Consider the following 14,720-nt stretch of genomic DNA (forward strand, 5'->3'; position numbering starts at 1 on the left):
TTTTGAAAAATCATATACCCATTAGAATGTGCATTGTTTGCAAAGGCCGTTATGAAAAGCAAAGTTTGCGTCAATTCCAAATAAAAAATTCTCAAATTATCACTAAAGTGGAATTTGGCAGGAGTTTGTATATTTGTAATTCATGTTTTAATAAAGATGATAAAACATTGCAAAGGGCTTTTATGAGAGCTTGCAAAGGCAATTTTCATGGTAATATAAATCAGCAGGATTTAAAGGAGATATTTTTTAATGGCAGATGTAAAGATTAGCGAGATCGCTCAAGAGTTAGGATATACAAGCAAAGAAATTATAGAAAAAGCCAATGAAATGGGCTTGGAAGATATCAAATCCCCTAACAAAAAAGTATCTTCTGAAATTGCAGAAGCGATTTATCAATATGTTCAATCAGGCGAAATACTAGATGTGGTAAAAAAAGTAGCCAAACCTAAAAAAGAAAGCACAGCAAAAAAAACTACTAAAAAAGAAGAAAGTAAAAAAGAAGAGAAAAAAACCACTATTAAAAAAGAAGGTAAAAGCTCTGTTAAAGCAGTAAGTGAAAAAAAAGATGAAATAAAAAAAGAAGAAAAACAACCTGAAAATCCTATAAAAAATGAAGTATTAGAAGAGAAAAAAGAAGAAATTAAACTCGATGAAAAGCTAGGTTCTAATTTAAATTTAGCCAAAAGAAGAGGCTTAGTCATCGTTAAAAAGAAAAAAGAAGAAAGTAAAGAAGCTCAAATAAACAAAGAAGAAAAAGCTAGCACACAAGCTACTCAAGGTCTAAGTCTTAGTATGATTTTTTCAAATTCAGATGAGAGTTTAAAAAGAAAGAAAAAAGAAAAGAAAAATCATCCTGTAGTAAGCAAAAAAGAAAGCACTACTAAAATGGATCTTTTAGGAGATAAAGATTTTGCTGATATTTCTTTAGAAGATGATGATATGGTAGTTTTACCTGATTTTAGTGTAAAAGAAAACAAACCAGCACAACCAGCAAATAAAAAACAACCAAATATCTTAAAACAATCTTTAAATAATTCTATCAATCCATTTGGCGAGGGTGGCATACAAAGAAGAAGTCGTAAAAAACCACCTAAAAAAGTAGAGAAAAAAGAAAGTGAAGCGATCACAAGTGTAAGCATACCTAAAGAAATTCGTGTGTATGAATTTGCTGAAAAACTTGGTAAAAATACCGGAGAAGTTATCTCTAAACTTTTCATGCTTGGTATGATGACGACTAAAAATGACTTTTTAGATGAGGATGCTATAGAAATTCTTGCAGCTGAATTTGGAGTGGAGATTAATATCATTGATGAGGCTGATGAGTTTGATTATGTAAAAGATTATGATGAAAATCAAACAGAAGAAAATTTAAGCCAAAGAGCTCCGGTTATCACTATCATGGGGCATGTGGATCATGGTAAAACTTCTTTGCTTGATTATATTAGAAAATCACGCATTGCAAGTGGTGAAGCAGGTGGGATCACTCAGCATGTTGGTGCTTATATGGTGGAAAAAAATGGTAGAAAAATCACTTTTATCGATACTCCAGGCCATGAGGCATTTACTGCTATGCGTGCAAGGGGAGCTAGTATAACGGATATTGTTATTATCGTAGTAGCTGCAGATGATGGGGTAAAACCACAAACTAAAGAAGCGATTAATCATGCAAAAGCAGCTAATGTGCCTATTATCATCGCTATTAATAAAATGGATAAAGAAAACGCAAATCCTGACATGGTAAAAACCCAGCTAGCAGAAATGGATATCATGCCAGTAGAATGGGGTGGAAGTCATGAGTTTGTGCCAGTTTCAGCTAAAAAGGGTGATGGTATAGAGGATTTACTTGAAATTGTATTGTTACAAGCTGATATTTTAGAGCTTAAAGCAAATCCAAAAGCCCATGCTAAAGCAAGTATTATAGAATCTTCAGTGCAAAAAGGTAGAGGTCCTGTGGCTACTATCATCGTACAAAATGGTACTTTAAGAGTGGGAAATACAGTCGTAGCAGGGGAAGCTTATGGTAAAGTGCGTGCTATGAGCGATGATCAAGGTAAAGCTTTAAAAGAAATAGGCCCAGGTGAGTGCGGAGTGATCATAGGTCTTAGTGAAGTAGCTGATGCAGGAGAAACGCTAATAGCTGTAGATAGCGATAAACAAGCAAGAGAATACGCTAATAAACGCCATGAATACAACCGCCAAAAAGAACTAAGCAAATCCACTAAAGTAAGCATAGATGAGCTTGGTGCAAAAATCAAAGAAGGCAATTTAAAAGCCCTTCCTGTGATCTTAAAAGCAGATGTGCAAGGTTCACTTGAAGCGATTAAAGCTAGTTTAGAAAAACTCAAAAACGATGAGATTAAGGTTAATATCATCCATAGTGGGGTAGGTGGGATTACTCAAAGTGATATAGAGCTTGCAAGTGCTAGTGAAAACTCTATCGTTTTAGGCTTTAATATACGCCCAACTGGTGAGATCAAAGAACGCGCTAAAGATAAAGGCGTAGAGATAAAAACTTATAATGTTATTTACAATTTGCTTGATGATGTAAAAGCCTTACTAGGCGGTATGATGAGTCCTATCATCTCTGAAGAACAACTTGGTCAAGCTGAAATTCGCCAAGTGATCAATGTACCAAAACTAGGACAAATTGCAGGTTGTATGGTAACAGAAGGCACGATCAATCGTGGTGCGAAAATCAGGCTCATTAGAGATGGGGTTGTGGTATTTGAAGGTAATGTAAGCTCGCTCAAACGCTTTAAAGATGATGTAAGAGAAGTTGCAAAAGGCTATGAATGCGGTGTAGGTATAGAAGGTTGTAATGATATGAGAGTGGGGGATTATATAGAAAGTTACAAAGAAGTTGAGGAACAAGTAAGCCTATGAATCCAGCTGAAATCAAAAAGCTACGCACAGAAAGCATTTTAAAAGAACTTATACCAGAAGCTTTAGCAAATTTAGACAACGAAGCTTTAAAAAATTTGTGCGTAGTGGATGTAGAGTGTAAAAAAGGCAGATATGATGCTTTTGTGTATTTAGATAAAATGTTTTTTAATACCCAAGAGCAAGAAATCATACTCAACCAACTCAAAAAAGCCGCCCGTGCTTTGCAAAATTACTGCATGAGTGAGCAAGGGTGGTATAGATGTCCGAATTTTCACTTTAAATTTGATGATAGATTAGAGTATCAAAACCATATGGATGCTTTATTTGAAAAAATCAAAAAGGAACAAAATGAATCTTGAAGCACTTTGTAAAGAAGCAGGACTTAGCTTTTATGATGATGAGCTAGTAAGTGAAAATGGTAGAAAGATTTATAGAATTTATGTGCAAAAAGAAGGCGGGGTAAATCTTGATGATTGTGCTAGACTTAGTGAGATTTTATCGCCTATTTTTGATGTAGAGCCACCTGTGAGCGGGGAGTATTTTTTAGAAGTATCAAGCTGTGGGCTTGAGAGAAAACTTAGCAAAATCGAGCATTTTGCAAAAAGCATTAATGAGCTTGTAAAAATCACAACTAGTGAAAAAGAAAAAATCGAAGCAAAAATCATCGCTGTAGATGATGAAAATATCACTTTAGAAAATTTAGAAACTCAAGAAAAAACTACTATAAATTTTAGCGACATAAGAAAAGCTAAAACCTTCATACAATGGTAAAAATTTAGAAATCTAAATTTTTACTTATCTTTTGTATAATTGAATTTAAACATAAGAATAAAAAGGCGTATAATGCTTGAAAATAAATATGATTATAAAATCAGTAAAGCAGATAAAAATGGCAATGTGTATTATCATTTTCCAAAAGATGAAGATGAATTTAAAGAAGCAGTTGTAAAAAATGGTGGCATGAGTGTGTATGTTTATCAAGATGATAAGTTAATAGATGAATTTCATACAAAAAGTCAAGGCTATAAATGGACTTCGCCTGTTTTTAATTATTTAAAAACTATGAATAAAAATGGGGAAAGATTTTATAGATATTATAAAAATTGTAAATTTTTTGCGGTTGTGGATTAGGAAGGTTTTATCATGATTGAATTTTCTAATGAGGAAAGAGAAAAATTTAAAGATTATTTGATTAATTTTTTTAACAATGCATATGGTGGTAATAAATTCTCTCGAAAAGATGAAGAGGATAATTTTAATTTTTTAAAAAAATATGGCTATTTTGTTAAATTGAGTTATGGAAGAGGAATCGTATCTAAAATTCCTTGGATTATATTTGTAAGAATGGATACACAAGAATATAAAGCATCTTATGGTGTTTATGTATATTGTGGCATAAAGCGAGAAAATGGAGAAATTGTAGTTTATATCGGAGAGAGCGAGGATATAATAATTAATTATATTGCAAAAGATAAAGTTGATGAATATAATACAAAATTTAATAATGTGGTTTTTCACTATTCAAATTTAAATAATGATATTGATGTGATTGTTGATAAAATTATAGAAAATATGCACTGGTTTAAAAGGCTACCATTAAATGAAATTCAAGATAGAAATGCTTTATCTATAAGTAATAATAAAGAAATAAGAAATAATGAAAATGAAATATCAAATAAAAAAGAAAATCAAAATCTACCTTTAAATCAAATTCTTTATGGACCTCCAGGCACGGGAAAAACTTATCATACTATAGATAAGGCTTTGGAAATCTTGGGTGAAAATTTAGCAAATAAAGATAGAGATAGGAAAAAAGAAAAATTTGATGAGTATGTAAAAAATAGGCAAATAGTTTTTACTACTTTTCATCAAAGCTATGGATATGAAGAATTTGTAGAAGGTATAAAGCCTCGTATAGATAGCAAAGAAAATTCTAAGGAAGTAGAATACGAAATAAAAGACGGAATTTTTAAAGAACTTTGTAAAAAAGCTTTGGATAATTACAAAGTATCTTTATTAACACAAGAAGAATTTGTAAAGAGTGAAGATTTAGAAAACAAAATAGAAATTTTTTTAGATGAATTGGTAGATCAACAAAAATTTATAGAAAAAACTCAAAGTGGTGGATTTAAATTAGAAGAATATAATGAAAAATATAGAATTATCACAGATGATACTAATGCAAATTTGTATTTAAATTTAGAAATTTTTAAAACGCTTTTGGAAAATAAAGATAAGATTATAAACGGAAGAAGCATTAAGCAAATTTTAAATAATAAACATAGAAGACAAATCGATAGTTACTATTTTCAGCTAGTTAAATTGTTTAAAGAACGAGAACAGGATTATAAAGTAGATAATAATCCTGGTGAGAAGCCAGAATTAAAACCTTATATAATCATCATAGATGAGATTAATCGTGGAAATGTAAGTAAGATTTTTGGTGAGCTTATAACCTTGATAGAACCTAGCAAAAGAATAGGTAAAGAAGAAGAGTTAAAGGTAACTTTGCCTTATAGTAAAGATGAATTTGGAGTGCCTAAAAATGTTTATATCATAGGCACTATGAATACAGCTGATAGAAGTATAACTTCACTTGATACAGCTTTGCGAAGACGTTTTGAATTTGTCGAGATGATGCCTGATGTGAGCAAATTATCTATGGATTGTGAAGGTATTAATTTACAAGAATTATTAAAAGCTATCAATACGCGTATAGAATACTTGCTAGATAGAGAAAAGACTATAGGCCATGCATTTTTTATAGGCGTTGATAGTTTAGAGAAATTAAAAAAAGTTTTTCAAAATAAAATCATCCCACTATTACAAGAGTACTTTTATAATGATTATGCATTGATTGACGCGGTTTTAAATAAAAATGGTATGCTAAAAAAACAAGATAAAAAAAATATGACAGATTTTATAGAAAGTGATAGGGTTATTTATAAATTTAGTGACAGTGAAGATTGGGATGAAAATACTTTTAAAAAAATATATGAACAATGAAAACAATCAACACCTTTTCTATCATCGAATACCAAGATTTTTCTAAAGAAGATTTAAAAGAAATTTTCAAAGAAAAAGCTGAAATATTTTATAAAGAGCTAGAAGACTTTGCAAAAAATAATGAAAGTCTTCTAGGCTTTAAAAGTAAAAACGCCTTAAAAGCTAAAAATTATGTCGGCATTATACAGACTAAAAGCGGTGTTTTAGAAATCTTGCCAAAATGCACAAATTTAAAAAAATATACAGCTAACAATAAGAGCAAATCAAAACTATTTTTAAAAGAAAATTTTAAAAAGACTTATACAATAGACAATAATAATGAATTATCTACAAAATTTAGTTATTTTCAAGATTGTAAAATTTTTACGAATACTAAAATCAAAGATTTTAAAAATCTTAAAATAAAAAAATTTTATAGTCTAGCAAAAACAAATTTTTGCCCTAAAAATCTTTTAATTAATATGCTAAAAACCTTAAAAAATTCTCCCTTTAAAAAGTCTCAAATTTCATCTTTACAAATTGCTAAAATGCCTTTGTTTGAAGTATTTATCACGATGTTTTTAGATGAATTTGATAGTGTGTATAAAAAAGGTTTGATGAGATCTTATGTAAGTAGCGAAGAAAACAGAACTTTTTTAAAAGGAAAATTACTTTTTAATGAGCATATAAAATCAAATTTAATACACAAAGAAAGATTTTTCACAAGTAGTGATGAATTTGTTTTAGACATAGCGCCAAATCGTTTGATAAAATCAACGCTAAATTTTTTAAAATCCAAAACAAGCTTGAATAAATTTAAAATCATCAAAGCTATGCAAATGCTTGATGAGGTAGAATTTTCTAAAAATTATGAAAAAGATTTTAGTTTTAAAATTTCAAGACATTTTGATTATTATGAAAATATACTTTCTTGGTGTAAGATATTTTTGCAAAATAAAACTTTTACTCTATATAAAGGCAAAAACGAAGCCTTTGCTTTACTTTTTCCTATGGAAAAACTTTTTGAAAACTATGTAGCTTATATGTTTAAACTTGCTAATCCAAATAAAAATATAAAAACCCAAAGTAGTGGAAAGTATCTAATCTCAAAAAATGATGAAAAATGTTTTATGTTAAAGCCTGATTTATATATAGAAAATAAAATGATTTTAGATGCCAAATGGAAAATTCCAGATGATAGTGAAGATGAGGAAAAACATGGTATATCGCAAAGTGATTTATATCAAATGTTTGCTTATGCAAATAAATACGAGATAAAAGAAATTTATCTTATTTATCCTCTATGTGAGAGAACTTTTGACTTAAGAGAGAAATTAAAAACCAAAGATATTAAGTTTTTAGCGCAAGGTTTTTTAAAAGCTTGCGATGAACATGTAAAGCTTAAGGTATTTTTCGCACCTTTACCTTTTTAGGAAGTAATATGAATCACGAATTTTATATGAATTTAGCCATAGATGAAGCTTGGAGATATCAGCTTTTAACCTACCCAAATCCAGCCGTAGGCTGTGTGATCTTAGACAAAAATGGCAAAATTTTAAGCATAGAAGCACACAAAGAAGCAGGCAAGGCTCATGCAGAACTTAAAGCAGTGAGTAAAGCCTTAAAAGTGCTTAATCCAAATTTAGATTTACCACAAAATGCAAATGATTTGCATGAGTTTATTTGTCAAAATCATCAAGGTTTGCTAAAAGGCGCTAGTGCTTATGTGAGTTTAGAACCTTGCAATCACCAGGGTAAAACTCCACCTTGTGCAAAGCTTTTTAGCACGCTTGGTTTTAGCGAAGTTTTTATCGCTACTAAAGATGAACACAAGCTCGCAAGCGGTGGAGTAGAGTTTTTAAAAGATCAAGGCATAAAAGTTCACATGGGAATTTGCGAGCAAAGAGCCAAAGAGCTTTTAAAGCCTTTTTTAAAATGGCAAAAATCAAGTTTTAAATTTTTTAAACTAGCCCTTTCTTTAAATGGTTCTGCTTATGGTAAAATCGTAAGTTCTAAAGCAAGTAGAACTTACGCTCATGCATTGCGCTCAAAGCTTGATTTGCTTGTAGTAGGTGGAGAAACTATAAGACATGATAGGCCTATTTTAGATGCAAGGCTAGCTCAAGCTAAAGCACCAAATTTATGTATACTAAGCCATCAAAATTTAGAAAGTTTTGATCCAAACATTCCTTTATTTAGCGTGCCTGAGAGAGAAATTTTTACAAGCATTCCTAGCAAAGCAAAGTTTATTATGTATGAGGGTGGGGAGAATTTTTTAAAAGCCTTTAAAGATGAGCTAGATATGCTTTTGATTTTTTCAAACTCGAATTTAAACACCCTTGAAAATGTTAAGTTAGATTTAAAGCTAAAGCCTTTATACAAAGGCTTTTTAGAAAATGATACTTATGGATTTTATGAGATTATTAAATCTTAATAAATTTTTTGTGAGCTTACTTGTGTGAAAAATTGTGTCAAAGTGTTAGCAAAAAAGCTAGCACTTTGCTCTTCTAAACGTTTTAAAAACTTATCTATAGCATCTTCTTTTTGCCAGATAGGGTTTTGCACTTTGGCTAGTTTTTCTACTTCTTTTTTGGCTTGCTCGTAATTGCCTATTTTATCAATGAGTTTTAATTTTAAAGCCTCATTAGCTAAAAATACTTTCGCATCAGCCCATGAGCTTGTTTGGTTTAAGTCTAGCTTACGATTTTTAGCGACAAATTGCGTGAAAAGCTCATAGCTTTGATTGGCTAAATTTTGCAAAAAGTCTTTTTCATCTTCGCTCCATTTGCGCATGAAAGTTCCCGCTTCTTTGTAATTTCCTGCTTTGATAGTTTGCTCATTTATACCAAGTTTTTGTGCAAGCTCACTTACTTCAAAGCCTTGCATGATTACCCCGATAGATCCTACAAAGCTAGCAGGATTAGCGATGATCATATCAGATCCTACTGCACTTAAGTAACTCCCACTTGCTATAGTTCCACCTGCATAGACTACCACAGGTTTTTTAGCTTTAAGATCTTGTATAGCAAGAGCTATTTCCATACTTGGAGCAAAAGCTCCACCAGGGCTATCTATAAAAAGTAAAACCCCTTTTATAGCTTTATCGTCTTTGACTTTGTAAATTTGCTCTAAAAGATTACTCGCATCGCTAATTTCGCCTTTAAGATTAATTTGTGCTAAGTTTGCATTAGAAAGTTTGACATTATCCCCACTTGGAGCAAGGATTAAAAACACAATAAATAAAAACACAAAGGTTTTAAAATAAGTGTTGATATAAGAAATGATTTTTCCAATTCCTTTAAAAAATGACTTTATAATTTGCATTCTTTCCCTTCTATAAAAAGTTTTAACACTTCTTTGCTTTGCAAGATAAATTGCAAAGGAAGTTGTTTTAAATTTGTGCTATTTGGTAAAACAAAAAGACTAAAATCAGCGATTTTGCCTTTTTGAATTTGACCTAGGTTTAAATTTAAAGCTTTTGCGGCTTTGTTAGTCGCCATTAAAAGCAATATTTTAGCAAAATTTTCTAACTCAAAATCATCATGTATAAGTAAATTTGCTCTCATTTCATCAAGCATACTTAAAGAGGTGTTTGAACTTAAACCATCAGTTCCTAGATGGATATTAACACCATTTTTTAAAGCAGGTTTTAATTTAAAAGTATTTTTACTCAAAAGTCTGTTTGAAAAAGCACAATGCGTGATCGAGTGTAAATTTTTATCTAATAAATCCCATTCTTTAAAATACACACAATGTGTAAATAAAGTCCTTTGGCCTTTAAAAAGTTCTAAAAAGCTTTGTGGAGTGTAAAATGGCATAGGATTTTTATTAAATTTAGCCAAGCTTTTTTTAAAACCACCTTTTTTAAACCTTAGCCAGTTGTTTTCATGATTGCTTTCAAGAAAATGTGTGCTTAGCAAATGATCATTTTCTCTAGCAAGTTTTATAGCAAATTTGGCAAGTTCTGGGTGGGTTGAATAGGGTGCATGTAATGAAATAGCAGGGATAAATTTAGAAGCTTTAAAACTCATGCTTTTTTCATAGCGAGTTAAAAATTCCTCTTTTTTAGCTTGGACAAAATTTTCATTTGAACCTAAAATTTCATTGAAAAATATCACTCTAGCTTGTGAATTTACACAAGGATTTAAATCATTCCCAAAACTTGAAATTTCTCCTATGGTAGCAGTGCCACTTTTTAGCATTTTATGGATATTTTGTGAGATTAATTTTTCTTTGGCTTTTTCGTTTAATTGTTCGCGGTTATTAAAAATGCTATCAAGCCATTTTAAAAAGTCTCCAAAGACTAAATTTCCATTATTTGCACTAAATTCTAAATGTGTGTGCGGGTTGATAAAAGCAGGTAAAAGTAAGGTATCTTTTGGAGTTGGTATAAGCTTAGCTTGTGGGTAGGATTTTTGTAAATTTTCTAAGCTATCAATTTCTAAAATATTATCATCAAAAAGAACTGCTTTGTTTTCTAAAATATTAAAATCATCATCGCAAGTTAAGATGATTTTGGGTGCTATTATAAACATTTTCTATCCTTTAAAAAGGGAAATTGTAGCTAAAATTTAGCTTTAAAATGCTATAATATAGTAAATTTTACTAAATAAAGGTTAGATTATGAAAGTTATGGTAATACAAGGACCAAACATCAATATGCTTGGTGTAAGAGAAACTCATATTTATGGCAATATGAAAATGGAAGATATCCATGAGCAAATGAAACAAGCTGCAAAACAAGCTAATGTAGAGATTGAGTTTTTTCAAAGCAATTTTGAAGGTGAGCTAGTTGATAAAATTCAAGAATGCTTAGGTAGTGTAGATGGAGTGATTATTAACGCAGCTGCTTATGCACACACTTCTATAGCAATCCGCGATGCGATTGCAGCGATTAATATGCCTGTGATTGAAGTGCATATTAGCAATACTTATAGAAGAGAAGAATTCAGACAAAAAAGCATGATAGCACCAGTTTGCGCAGGTAGCGTGGTAGGTTTTGGCCCTTTTGGTTATCACATGGCTTTAATGGGACTTTTCCAAATTTTTGATCAAATCAATGCATATAAAGCAGCTCAAGCAAAAGCACAACAAGCAAATCAATGAATTTTATCTTAAAAAACGAAAATGCACTTTTTTATGAGTGTGGCTATTCTTGCGATAATGCTTTGTTTTTAAAACTTGAAGATGAAGCATTTTTTATCACTGATGCAAGATATAGCTTTGAAGCTAGTGAAATGATAAAAAATGCTAAGGTGGTTTTAGCACAAGATCTTTTTGCTAGTGCTAGAGAGCTTTTAGAAAAAGCAGGAATTGATAGGGTGTGTTTTGACCCAAAAGACTTTAGCTATTTTGAATTTAAAGAACTTAGTAAAAGTGCAAATATCGTTTTTGAAGAAAAATTAGACTTGAGTAAAAACAAACGCATTATAAAAAATACTAAGGAATTACAACTTTTGCAAAATGCTGTAAATTTTGGTAAAGAATGCTTTGAAGAATTTGCTAAATTTATCAGCCAAGAAGGCCATGGAAAAAGTGAAAAAGAATTGCATTTTAAAGCATGTGAAATTTTTCAAAAAAAAGGCGCTTTAGGACTTTCTTTTTCACCTATTGTAGCTATTAATGAAAATGCGGCTAAAGCACACGCTTTACCTAGTGATAAATGTTTAGAATATGGAGATTTGTTATTAGTTGATGCGGGTGTGGTTTATCAAAGGTATTGTTCTGATCGTACAAGAACGGCTTGTTTTGATGAGAGTGGTATAGTATTTGATAAAAATAAGCCAAATTTTAAAGATAAAGAAATTATGCAAATTTATGAAGTGGTCAAGCAAGCTCAGCTTCAAGCTATAGAAAAAGCACGCGTTGGTATGATGGCAAGGGAGCTTGATTTTATCGCAAGAGAAGTGATTAAAAACGCAGGTTTTGAAAAAGAATTTATTCATAGTTTAGGGCATGGAGTAGGACTTGATATACATGAGTTACCAAACATTAGTCCAAGAAGTGATTATGAACTAAAAGAAGGTATGGTATTTACCATTGAACCTGGAATTTATATCAAAGATAAACTTGGTATCAGGATAGAAGATATGATCTATCTTGATAAAGAAAAGGCAGTGGTGTTATAATTTGCTGATTAAAGGAGCTAGAAGGTTAGAAAAAATTCGTTTTTTTCCTTTTTATTCAAAGGCAGATAAAAAAGGAAAATATATAGCCATTATAGGACTTGGGAGTAATATAGAAGATGAGAAAAAACGCTTTCGGAGTTTATTTAGGCTTTTAATGCAAGATAAACGCTTGCAAGTATTGCAAACATCGCCATTTTTGATTAATAAAGCTTTTAGCTTTGAAGAGCAAAAAGATTTTACTAATGCAGTGATGATTGTTAGCACAAGTTTGCACGCAAGAGCACTTCTAAAAGTTTTGTTTTTTTATGAGTTTAAATTCAAAAGAAAAAGAACTTTTAAAAATGCTCCTAGAACGCTTGATTTGGATTTGTTGTATTTTTCAAAAAAAGCGCGTAAAGATGAGTATTGCACAGTACCTCATGTGGGGGTAAATGATAGAATTAGCGTAACTTTGCCTTTGGGCTTGTTAAGATAAGGAAAAATATGGGACAATTGATTCATACTTTTACAGTTGAAAGCACAGATGAGATTATACCTAAGGTTAAGCAAGATTATGGCGATAAAGCTTTGATAGTAACTAATAAGCAAATTCGTCCAAAAACTATCAATCAAAAACCTTTATATGAGGTTATAGTGGCGATTGAAGAGGCTGATTATGAAGAGCATTTAAAACAAAACAATTTACCTATGCCACCAAAGAAAAAACCAAACACAGCAAGTTTTCCTGAGGCTAAAATTCAAGCTCCAAAATTTGAAGATGAAAAAAAAGAAGAAGATGTAGTGCTTGATTTTTCTTCAAAAGCTAAGCAAAAACCTATTAATCCTTATTTAAACACAAGCAAAAAAGATGATAATTTTTTAAATTTAAAAAATAAACTTTCTCAGGTTAGTTCAGAAATTAGCAAAGTTTCAAACTATCAAGATTTTTCTATGCCAAATCCAAATTATGATAAAAAAATTGAAGCCTTTGAAAAGCAAATGAATAAGCTTAATGATAAAATGAATTTGCTTGTGGATATGATGTGGGATGATAAGGCAGATTTACGCAAAGAACTAGCTATACCACCTGAGTTTGCAAGTATTTATAAGCAAGCTAAGGCAAGTGGCATGCAAGAAGCGCATTTAGAAGCGATTATGAAAGCGACTATTGAAAATATGCCAAGTACTATGAAAGCAAATCAAGAAGCAGTGCAAAGGTATTTTTACTCACTTTTGCGTAATATGCTTCCATGTCGTTTAGAAAGTGAAATTAAAAAGCAAAAAATCATGATGTTAGTAGGCCCAACAGGAGTGGGTAAAACTACCACTTTAGCTAAACTTGCTTTTCGCTATGCTTATGGAGATAGACGCTATAAAACTGGTATTATCACGCTTGATACTTATAGAATAGGTGCAGTAGAGCAACTTTTTCAATATGCTAAGATGATGAAACTTCCTATTATTGATAGTATAGAGCCAAATGACTTAGATGATGCGATTAGAAGTTTAAATACTTGTGAGGTTATTTTAGTAGATACAACCGGAAATTCACAATATGATAAAGCAAAACTTGAAAAAACAAAAGAATTTTTATCGCATTCTAATGCGCAAATTGATGTAAATTTGGTACTTTCAGCAAATACAAAATATGAAGATTTATTAGAAACTTATAATAATTTTTCATTTTTAAATATAGACACTTTAATCATTACCAAATTTGATGAAACAAAAGTATTTGGAAATGTATTTTCTTTGCTTTATGAAACTAGCACTCCGATGAGCTTTTTTTCCATAGGTCAAGAAGTGCCTGATGATATAGAAGTGGCTAATAGTGACTTTTTAGTGCGTTGTGTGTTAGAAGGTTTTAGAAGGGATGAAAATGAGTAATCAAGCAGAAAAATTAAAAGATCTAGTAAAAAATGACAACTCAAATACAAAACATACTCATTTTATCGCAGTTACTAGCGGTAAAGGTGGGGTTGGAAAAAGTACTTTTAGTGCAAATTTAGGCAACATCCTAGCTAAAAATGGTTATAAAGTAGGGCTTTTTGATGCAGATATTGGGCTTGCAAATTTAGATGTGATTTTAAATGTGCGTGTGGAAAAAAACCTTTTGCATGTTTTAAAGGGCGAATGCTCATTAGAAGATATTTTAATAGAAGTAAAGCCAAATTTATGGCTTATCCCAGGTGAAAGTGGCGATGAAATTTTAAAATACAATGATAAAAATATTTATGAGAGATTTTTAAATCAAACAAGTATTTTAGATGATTTAGATTTTTTGATCATTGACACAGGAGCAGGCATAGGCGGCAATATAGGAAATTTCTTAGAAATGTCTGATGAGGTTATTGTTATTACTGTGCCTGATCCTGCCGCGATTACCGATGCTTATGCTACTATAAAAACCACTTCAAAAACTAAAGAGAATTTATTAATGGTGTTTAATGTAGTTAAAAATGAAAATGAAGCTTTGAGAATTTTTGATAACATTAAAAAAGTAGCAGATATTAACATTAAGCATAATTTAAATTTAGAATTTTTAGGATTTTTAGGTCAAAGTAAAGATATTAGTTCTAGTATTAAAAAAAGAACTTTATTTAGTGATGATGACACTAATGCAAGTGATGAGCTAAAAACCATAGCCTCTAAGCTTTTGTATAGGTTGGAACAAAAAGTGCTTAATAATGTGGGAGATAAAAGCATTATGAGTTTTTTCAAAAAGCTTTTGGATCGTTTTTAGAT

At 30.8% G+C, this 14,720-nt stretch carries 15 protein-coding genes; 13 read left to right on the forward strand and 2 right to left on the reverse strand.

Going from position 1 to position 14,720, the window contains the following annotated elements:
• Nucleotides 1–2: 2 nt before the first annotated feature.
• From CORN_RS01115 to ribD, 8 genes are all read left to right on the forward strand, one after another.
• Nucleotides 3–269: a DUF448 domain-containing protein gene (locus CORN_RS01115; protein ID WP_094750284.1), complete on the forward strand. Its 267-nt coding sequence runs from the start codon at nucleotides 3–5 to the stop codon at nucleotides 267–269.
• Nucleotides 250–2,883 carry a translation initiation factor IF-2 gene (gene infB, locus CORN_RS01120; protein ID WP_066007410.1) on the forward strand — a complete coding sequence of 878 codons (2,634 nt, stop codon included), beginning with the start codon at nucleotides 250–252 and terminating at the stop codon, nucleotides 2,881–2,883. The genes CORN_RS01115 and infB overlap by 20 nt, the downstream gene beginning before the upstream one ends.
• A complete protein-coding gene (rbfA, locus tag CORN_RS01125; RefSeq protein WP_039617407.1) occupies nucleotides 2,880–3,242 on the forward strand; it encodes a 30S ribosome-binding factor RbfA in 363 nt (120 codons plus the stop codon). The genes infB and rbfA overlap by 4 nt, the downstream gene beginning before the upstream one ends.
• The gene (gene rimP / locus CORN_RS01130; RefSeq protein ID WP_047207940.1) at nucleotides 3,232–3,654 is read left to right on the forward strand and encodes a ribosome maturation factor RimP; all 423 of its coding nucleotides are present in this window, start codon (nucleotides 3,232–3,234) and stop codon (nucleotides 3,652–3,654) included. The genes rbfA and rimP overlap by 11 nt, the downstream gene beginning before the upstream one ends.
• A gap of 72 nt (nucleotides 3,655–3,726) precedes the next feature.
• Complete coding sequence (locus CORN_RS01135) at nucleotides 3,727–4,014, forward strand: hypothetical protein (RefSeq protein WP_066007409.1); 288 nt, start codon at nucleotides 3,727–3,729, stop codon at nucleotides 4,012–4,014.
• Between the two features lie 12 nt (nucleotides 4,015–4,026).
• A complete protein-coding gene (locus CORN_RS01140; protein ID WP_066007408.1) occupies nucleotides 4,027–5,889 on the forward strand; it encodes an McrB family protein in 1,863 nt (620 codons plus the stop codon).
• A 5-nt stretch (nucleotides 5,890–5,894) separates the two neighbouring features.
• Nucleotides 5,895–7,301: an McrC family protein gene (locus tag CORN_RS01145; RefSeq protein ID WP_425337385.1), complete on the forward strand. Its 1,407-nt coding sequence runs from the start codon at nucleotides 5,895–5,897 to the stop codon at nucleotides 7,299–7,301.
• 8 nt (nucleotides 7,302–7,309) lie between these two features.
• Nucleotides 7,310–8,302, forward strand: coding sequence for a bifunctional diaminohydroxyphosphoribosylaminopyrimidine deaminase/5-amino-6-(5-phosphoribosylamino)uracil reductase RibD (gene ribD / locus CORN_RS01150; protein WP_066007404.1), 993 nt, complete (start codon nucleotides 7,310–7,312; stop codon nucleotides 8,300–8,302).
• On the opposite strand, the gene sppA is transcribed toward ribD, so the two are convergent.
• Entirely contained in the window at nucleotides 8,299–9,192 is an 894-nt protein-coding gene (gene sppA, locus CORN_RS01155; protein ID WP_066007402.1) for a signal peptide peptidase SppA, read from the reverse strand. The two genes, ribD and sppA, sit on opposite strands and share 4 nt — an antisense overlap.
• Complete coding sequence (gene mqnF / locus CORN_RS01160; RefSeq protein ID WP_066007400.1) at nucleotides 9,180–10,403, reverse strand: aminofutalosine deaminase family hydrolase; 1,224 nt, start codon at nucleotides 10,401–10,403, stop codon at nucleotides 9,180–9,182. The genes sppA and mqnF overlap by 13 nt, the downstream gene beginning before the upstream one ends.
• An 88-nt stretch (nucleotides 10,404–10,491) precedes the next feature.
• Here mqnF and aroQ point away from each other — a divergent pair, with 88 nt between their 5' ends.
• Genes aroQ through flhG form a run of 5 tightly spaced genes read left to right on the forward strand, consistent with a single transcriptional unit; the run spans nucleotide 10,492 to nucleotide 14,718 of the window.
• Nucleotides 10,492–10,974 carry a type II 3-dehydroquinate dehydratase gene (gene aroQ, locus CORN_RS01165; RefSeq protein WP_039625266.1) on the forward strand — a complete coding sequence of 161 codons (483 nt, stop codon included), beginning with the start codon at nucleotides 10,492–10,494 and terminating at the stop codon, nucleotides 10,972–10,974.
• Entirely contained in the window at nucleotides 10,971–11,996 is a 1,026-nt protein-coding gene (locus CORN_RS01170) for a M24 family metallopeptidase (protein WP_066007398.1), read from the forward strand. Before aroQ ends, CORN_RS01170 begins: the two co-directional genes overlap by 4 nt.
• Before the next feature lies 1 nt (nucleotide 11,997).
• On the forward strand, nucleotides 11,998–12,471 hold the full coding sequence (folK, locus tag CORN_RS01175; RefSeq protein ID WP_066007397.1) for a 2-amino-4-hydroxy-6-hydroxymethyldihydropteridine diphosphokinase: 474 nt from the start codon (nucleotides 11,998–12,000) through the stop codon (nucleotides 12,469–12,471).
• A gap of 8 nt (nucleotides 12,472–12,479) precedes the next feature.
• Nucleotides 12,480–13,862, forward strand: coding sequence for a flagellar biosynthesis GTPase FlhF (gene flhF, locus CORN_RS01180; protein WP_039617425.1), 1,383 nt, complete (start codon nucleotides 12,480–12,482; stop codon nucleotides 13,860–13,862).
• On the forward strand, nucleotides 13,855–14,718 hold the full coding sequence (gene flhG, locus CORN_RS01185) for a flagella biosynthesis ATPase FlhG (RefSeq protein WP_066007392.1): 864 nt from the start codon (nucleotides 13,855–13,857) through the stop codon (nucleotides 14,716–14,718). The genes flhF and flhG overlap by 8 nt, the downstream gene beginning before the upstream one ends.
• Nucleotides 14,719–14,720: the final 2 nt, after the last annotated feature.

Source organism: Campylobacter ornithocola (assembly GCF_013201605.1).
Lineage (GTDB): Bacteria > Campylobacterota > Campylobacteria > Campylobacterales > Campylobacteraceae > Campylobacter_D > Campylobacter_D ornithocola.

Coding starts and splice junctions, on each gene's coding strand:
- ribD (WP_066007404.1), top strand. CDS start 7,310: ATGAATCACGAATTTTATATGAATTTAGCCATAGATGAAGCTTGGAGA.
- CORN_RS01135 (WP_066007409.1), top strand. CDS start 3,727: ATGCTTGAAAATAAATATGATTATAAAATCAGTAAAGCAGATAAAAAT.
- aroQ (WP_039625266.1), top strand. CDS start 10,492: ATGAAAGTTATGGTAATACAAGGACCAAACATCAATATGCTTGGTGTA.
- flhG (WP_066007392.1), top strand. CDS start 13,855: ATGAGTAATCAAGCAGAAAAATTAAAAGATCTAGTAAAAAATGACAAC.
- mqnF (WP_066007400.1), bottom strand. CDS start 10,403: ATGTTTATAATAGCACCCAAAATCATCTTAACTTGCGATGATGATTTT.
- sppA (WP_066007402.1), bottom strand. CDS start 9,192: ATGCAAATTATAAAGTCATTTTTTAAAGGAATTGGAAAAATCATTTCT.
- flhF (WP_039617425.1), top strand. CDS start 12,480: ATGGGACAATTGATTCATACTTTTACAGTTGAAAGCACAGATGAGATT.
- rbfA (WP_039617407.1), top strand. CDS start 2,880: ATGAATCCAGCTGAAATCAAAAAGCTACGCACAGAAAGCATTTTAAAA.
- rimP (WP_047207940.1), top strand. CDS start 3,232: ATGAATCTTGAAGCACTTTGTAAAGAAGCAGGACTTAGCTTTTATGAT.
- CORN_RS01140 (WP_066007408.1), top strand. CDS start 4,027: ATGATTGAATTTTCTAATGAGGAAAGAGAAAAATTTAAAGATTATTTG.
- infB (WP_066007410.1), top strand. CDS start 250: ATGGCAGATGTAAAGATTAGCGAGATCGCTCAAGAGTTAGGATATACA.
- CORN_RS01170 (WP_066007398.1), top strand. CDS start 10,971: ATGAATTTTATCTTAAAAAACGAAAATGCACTTTTTTATGAGTGTGGC.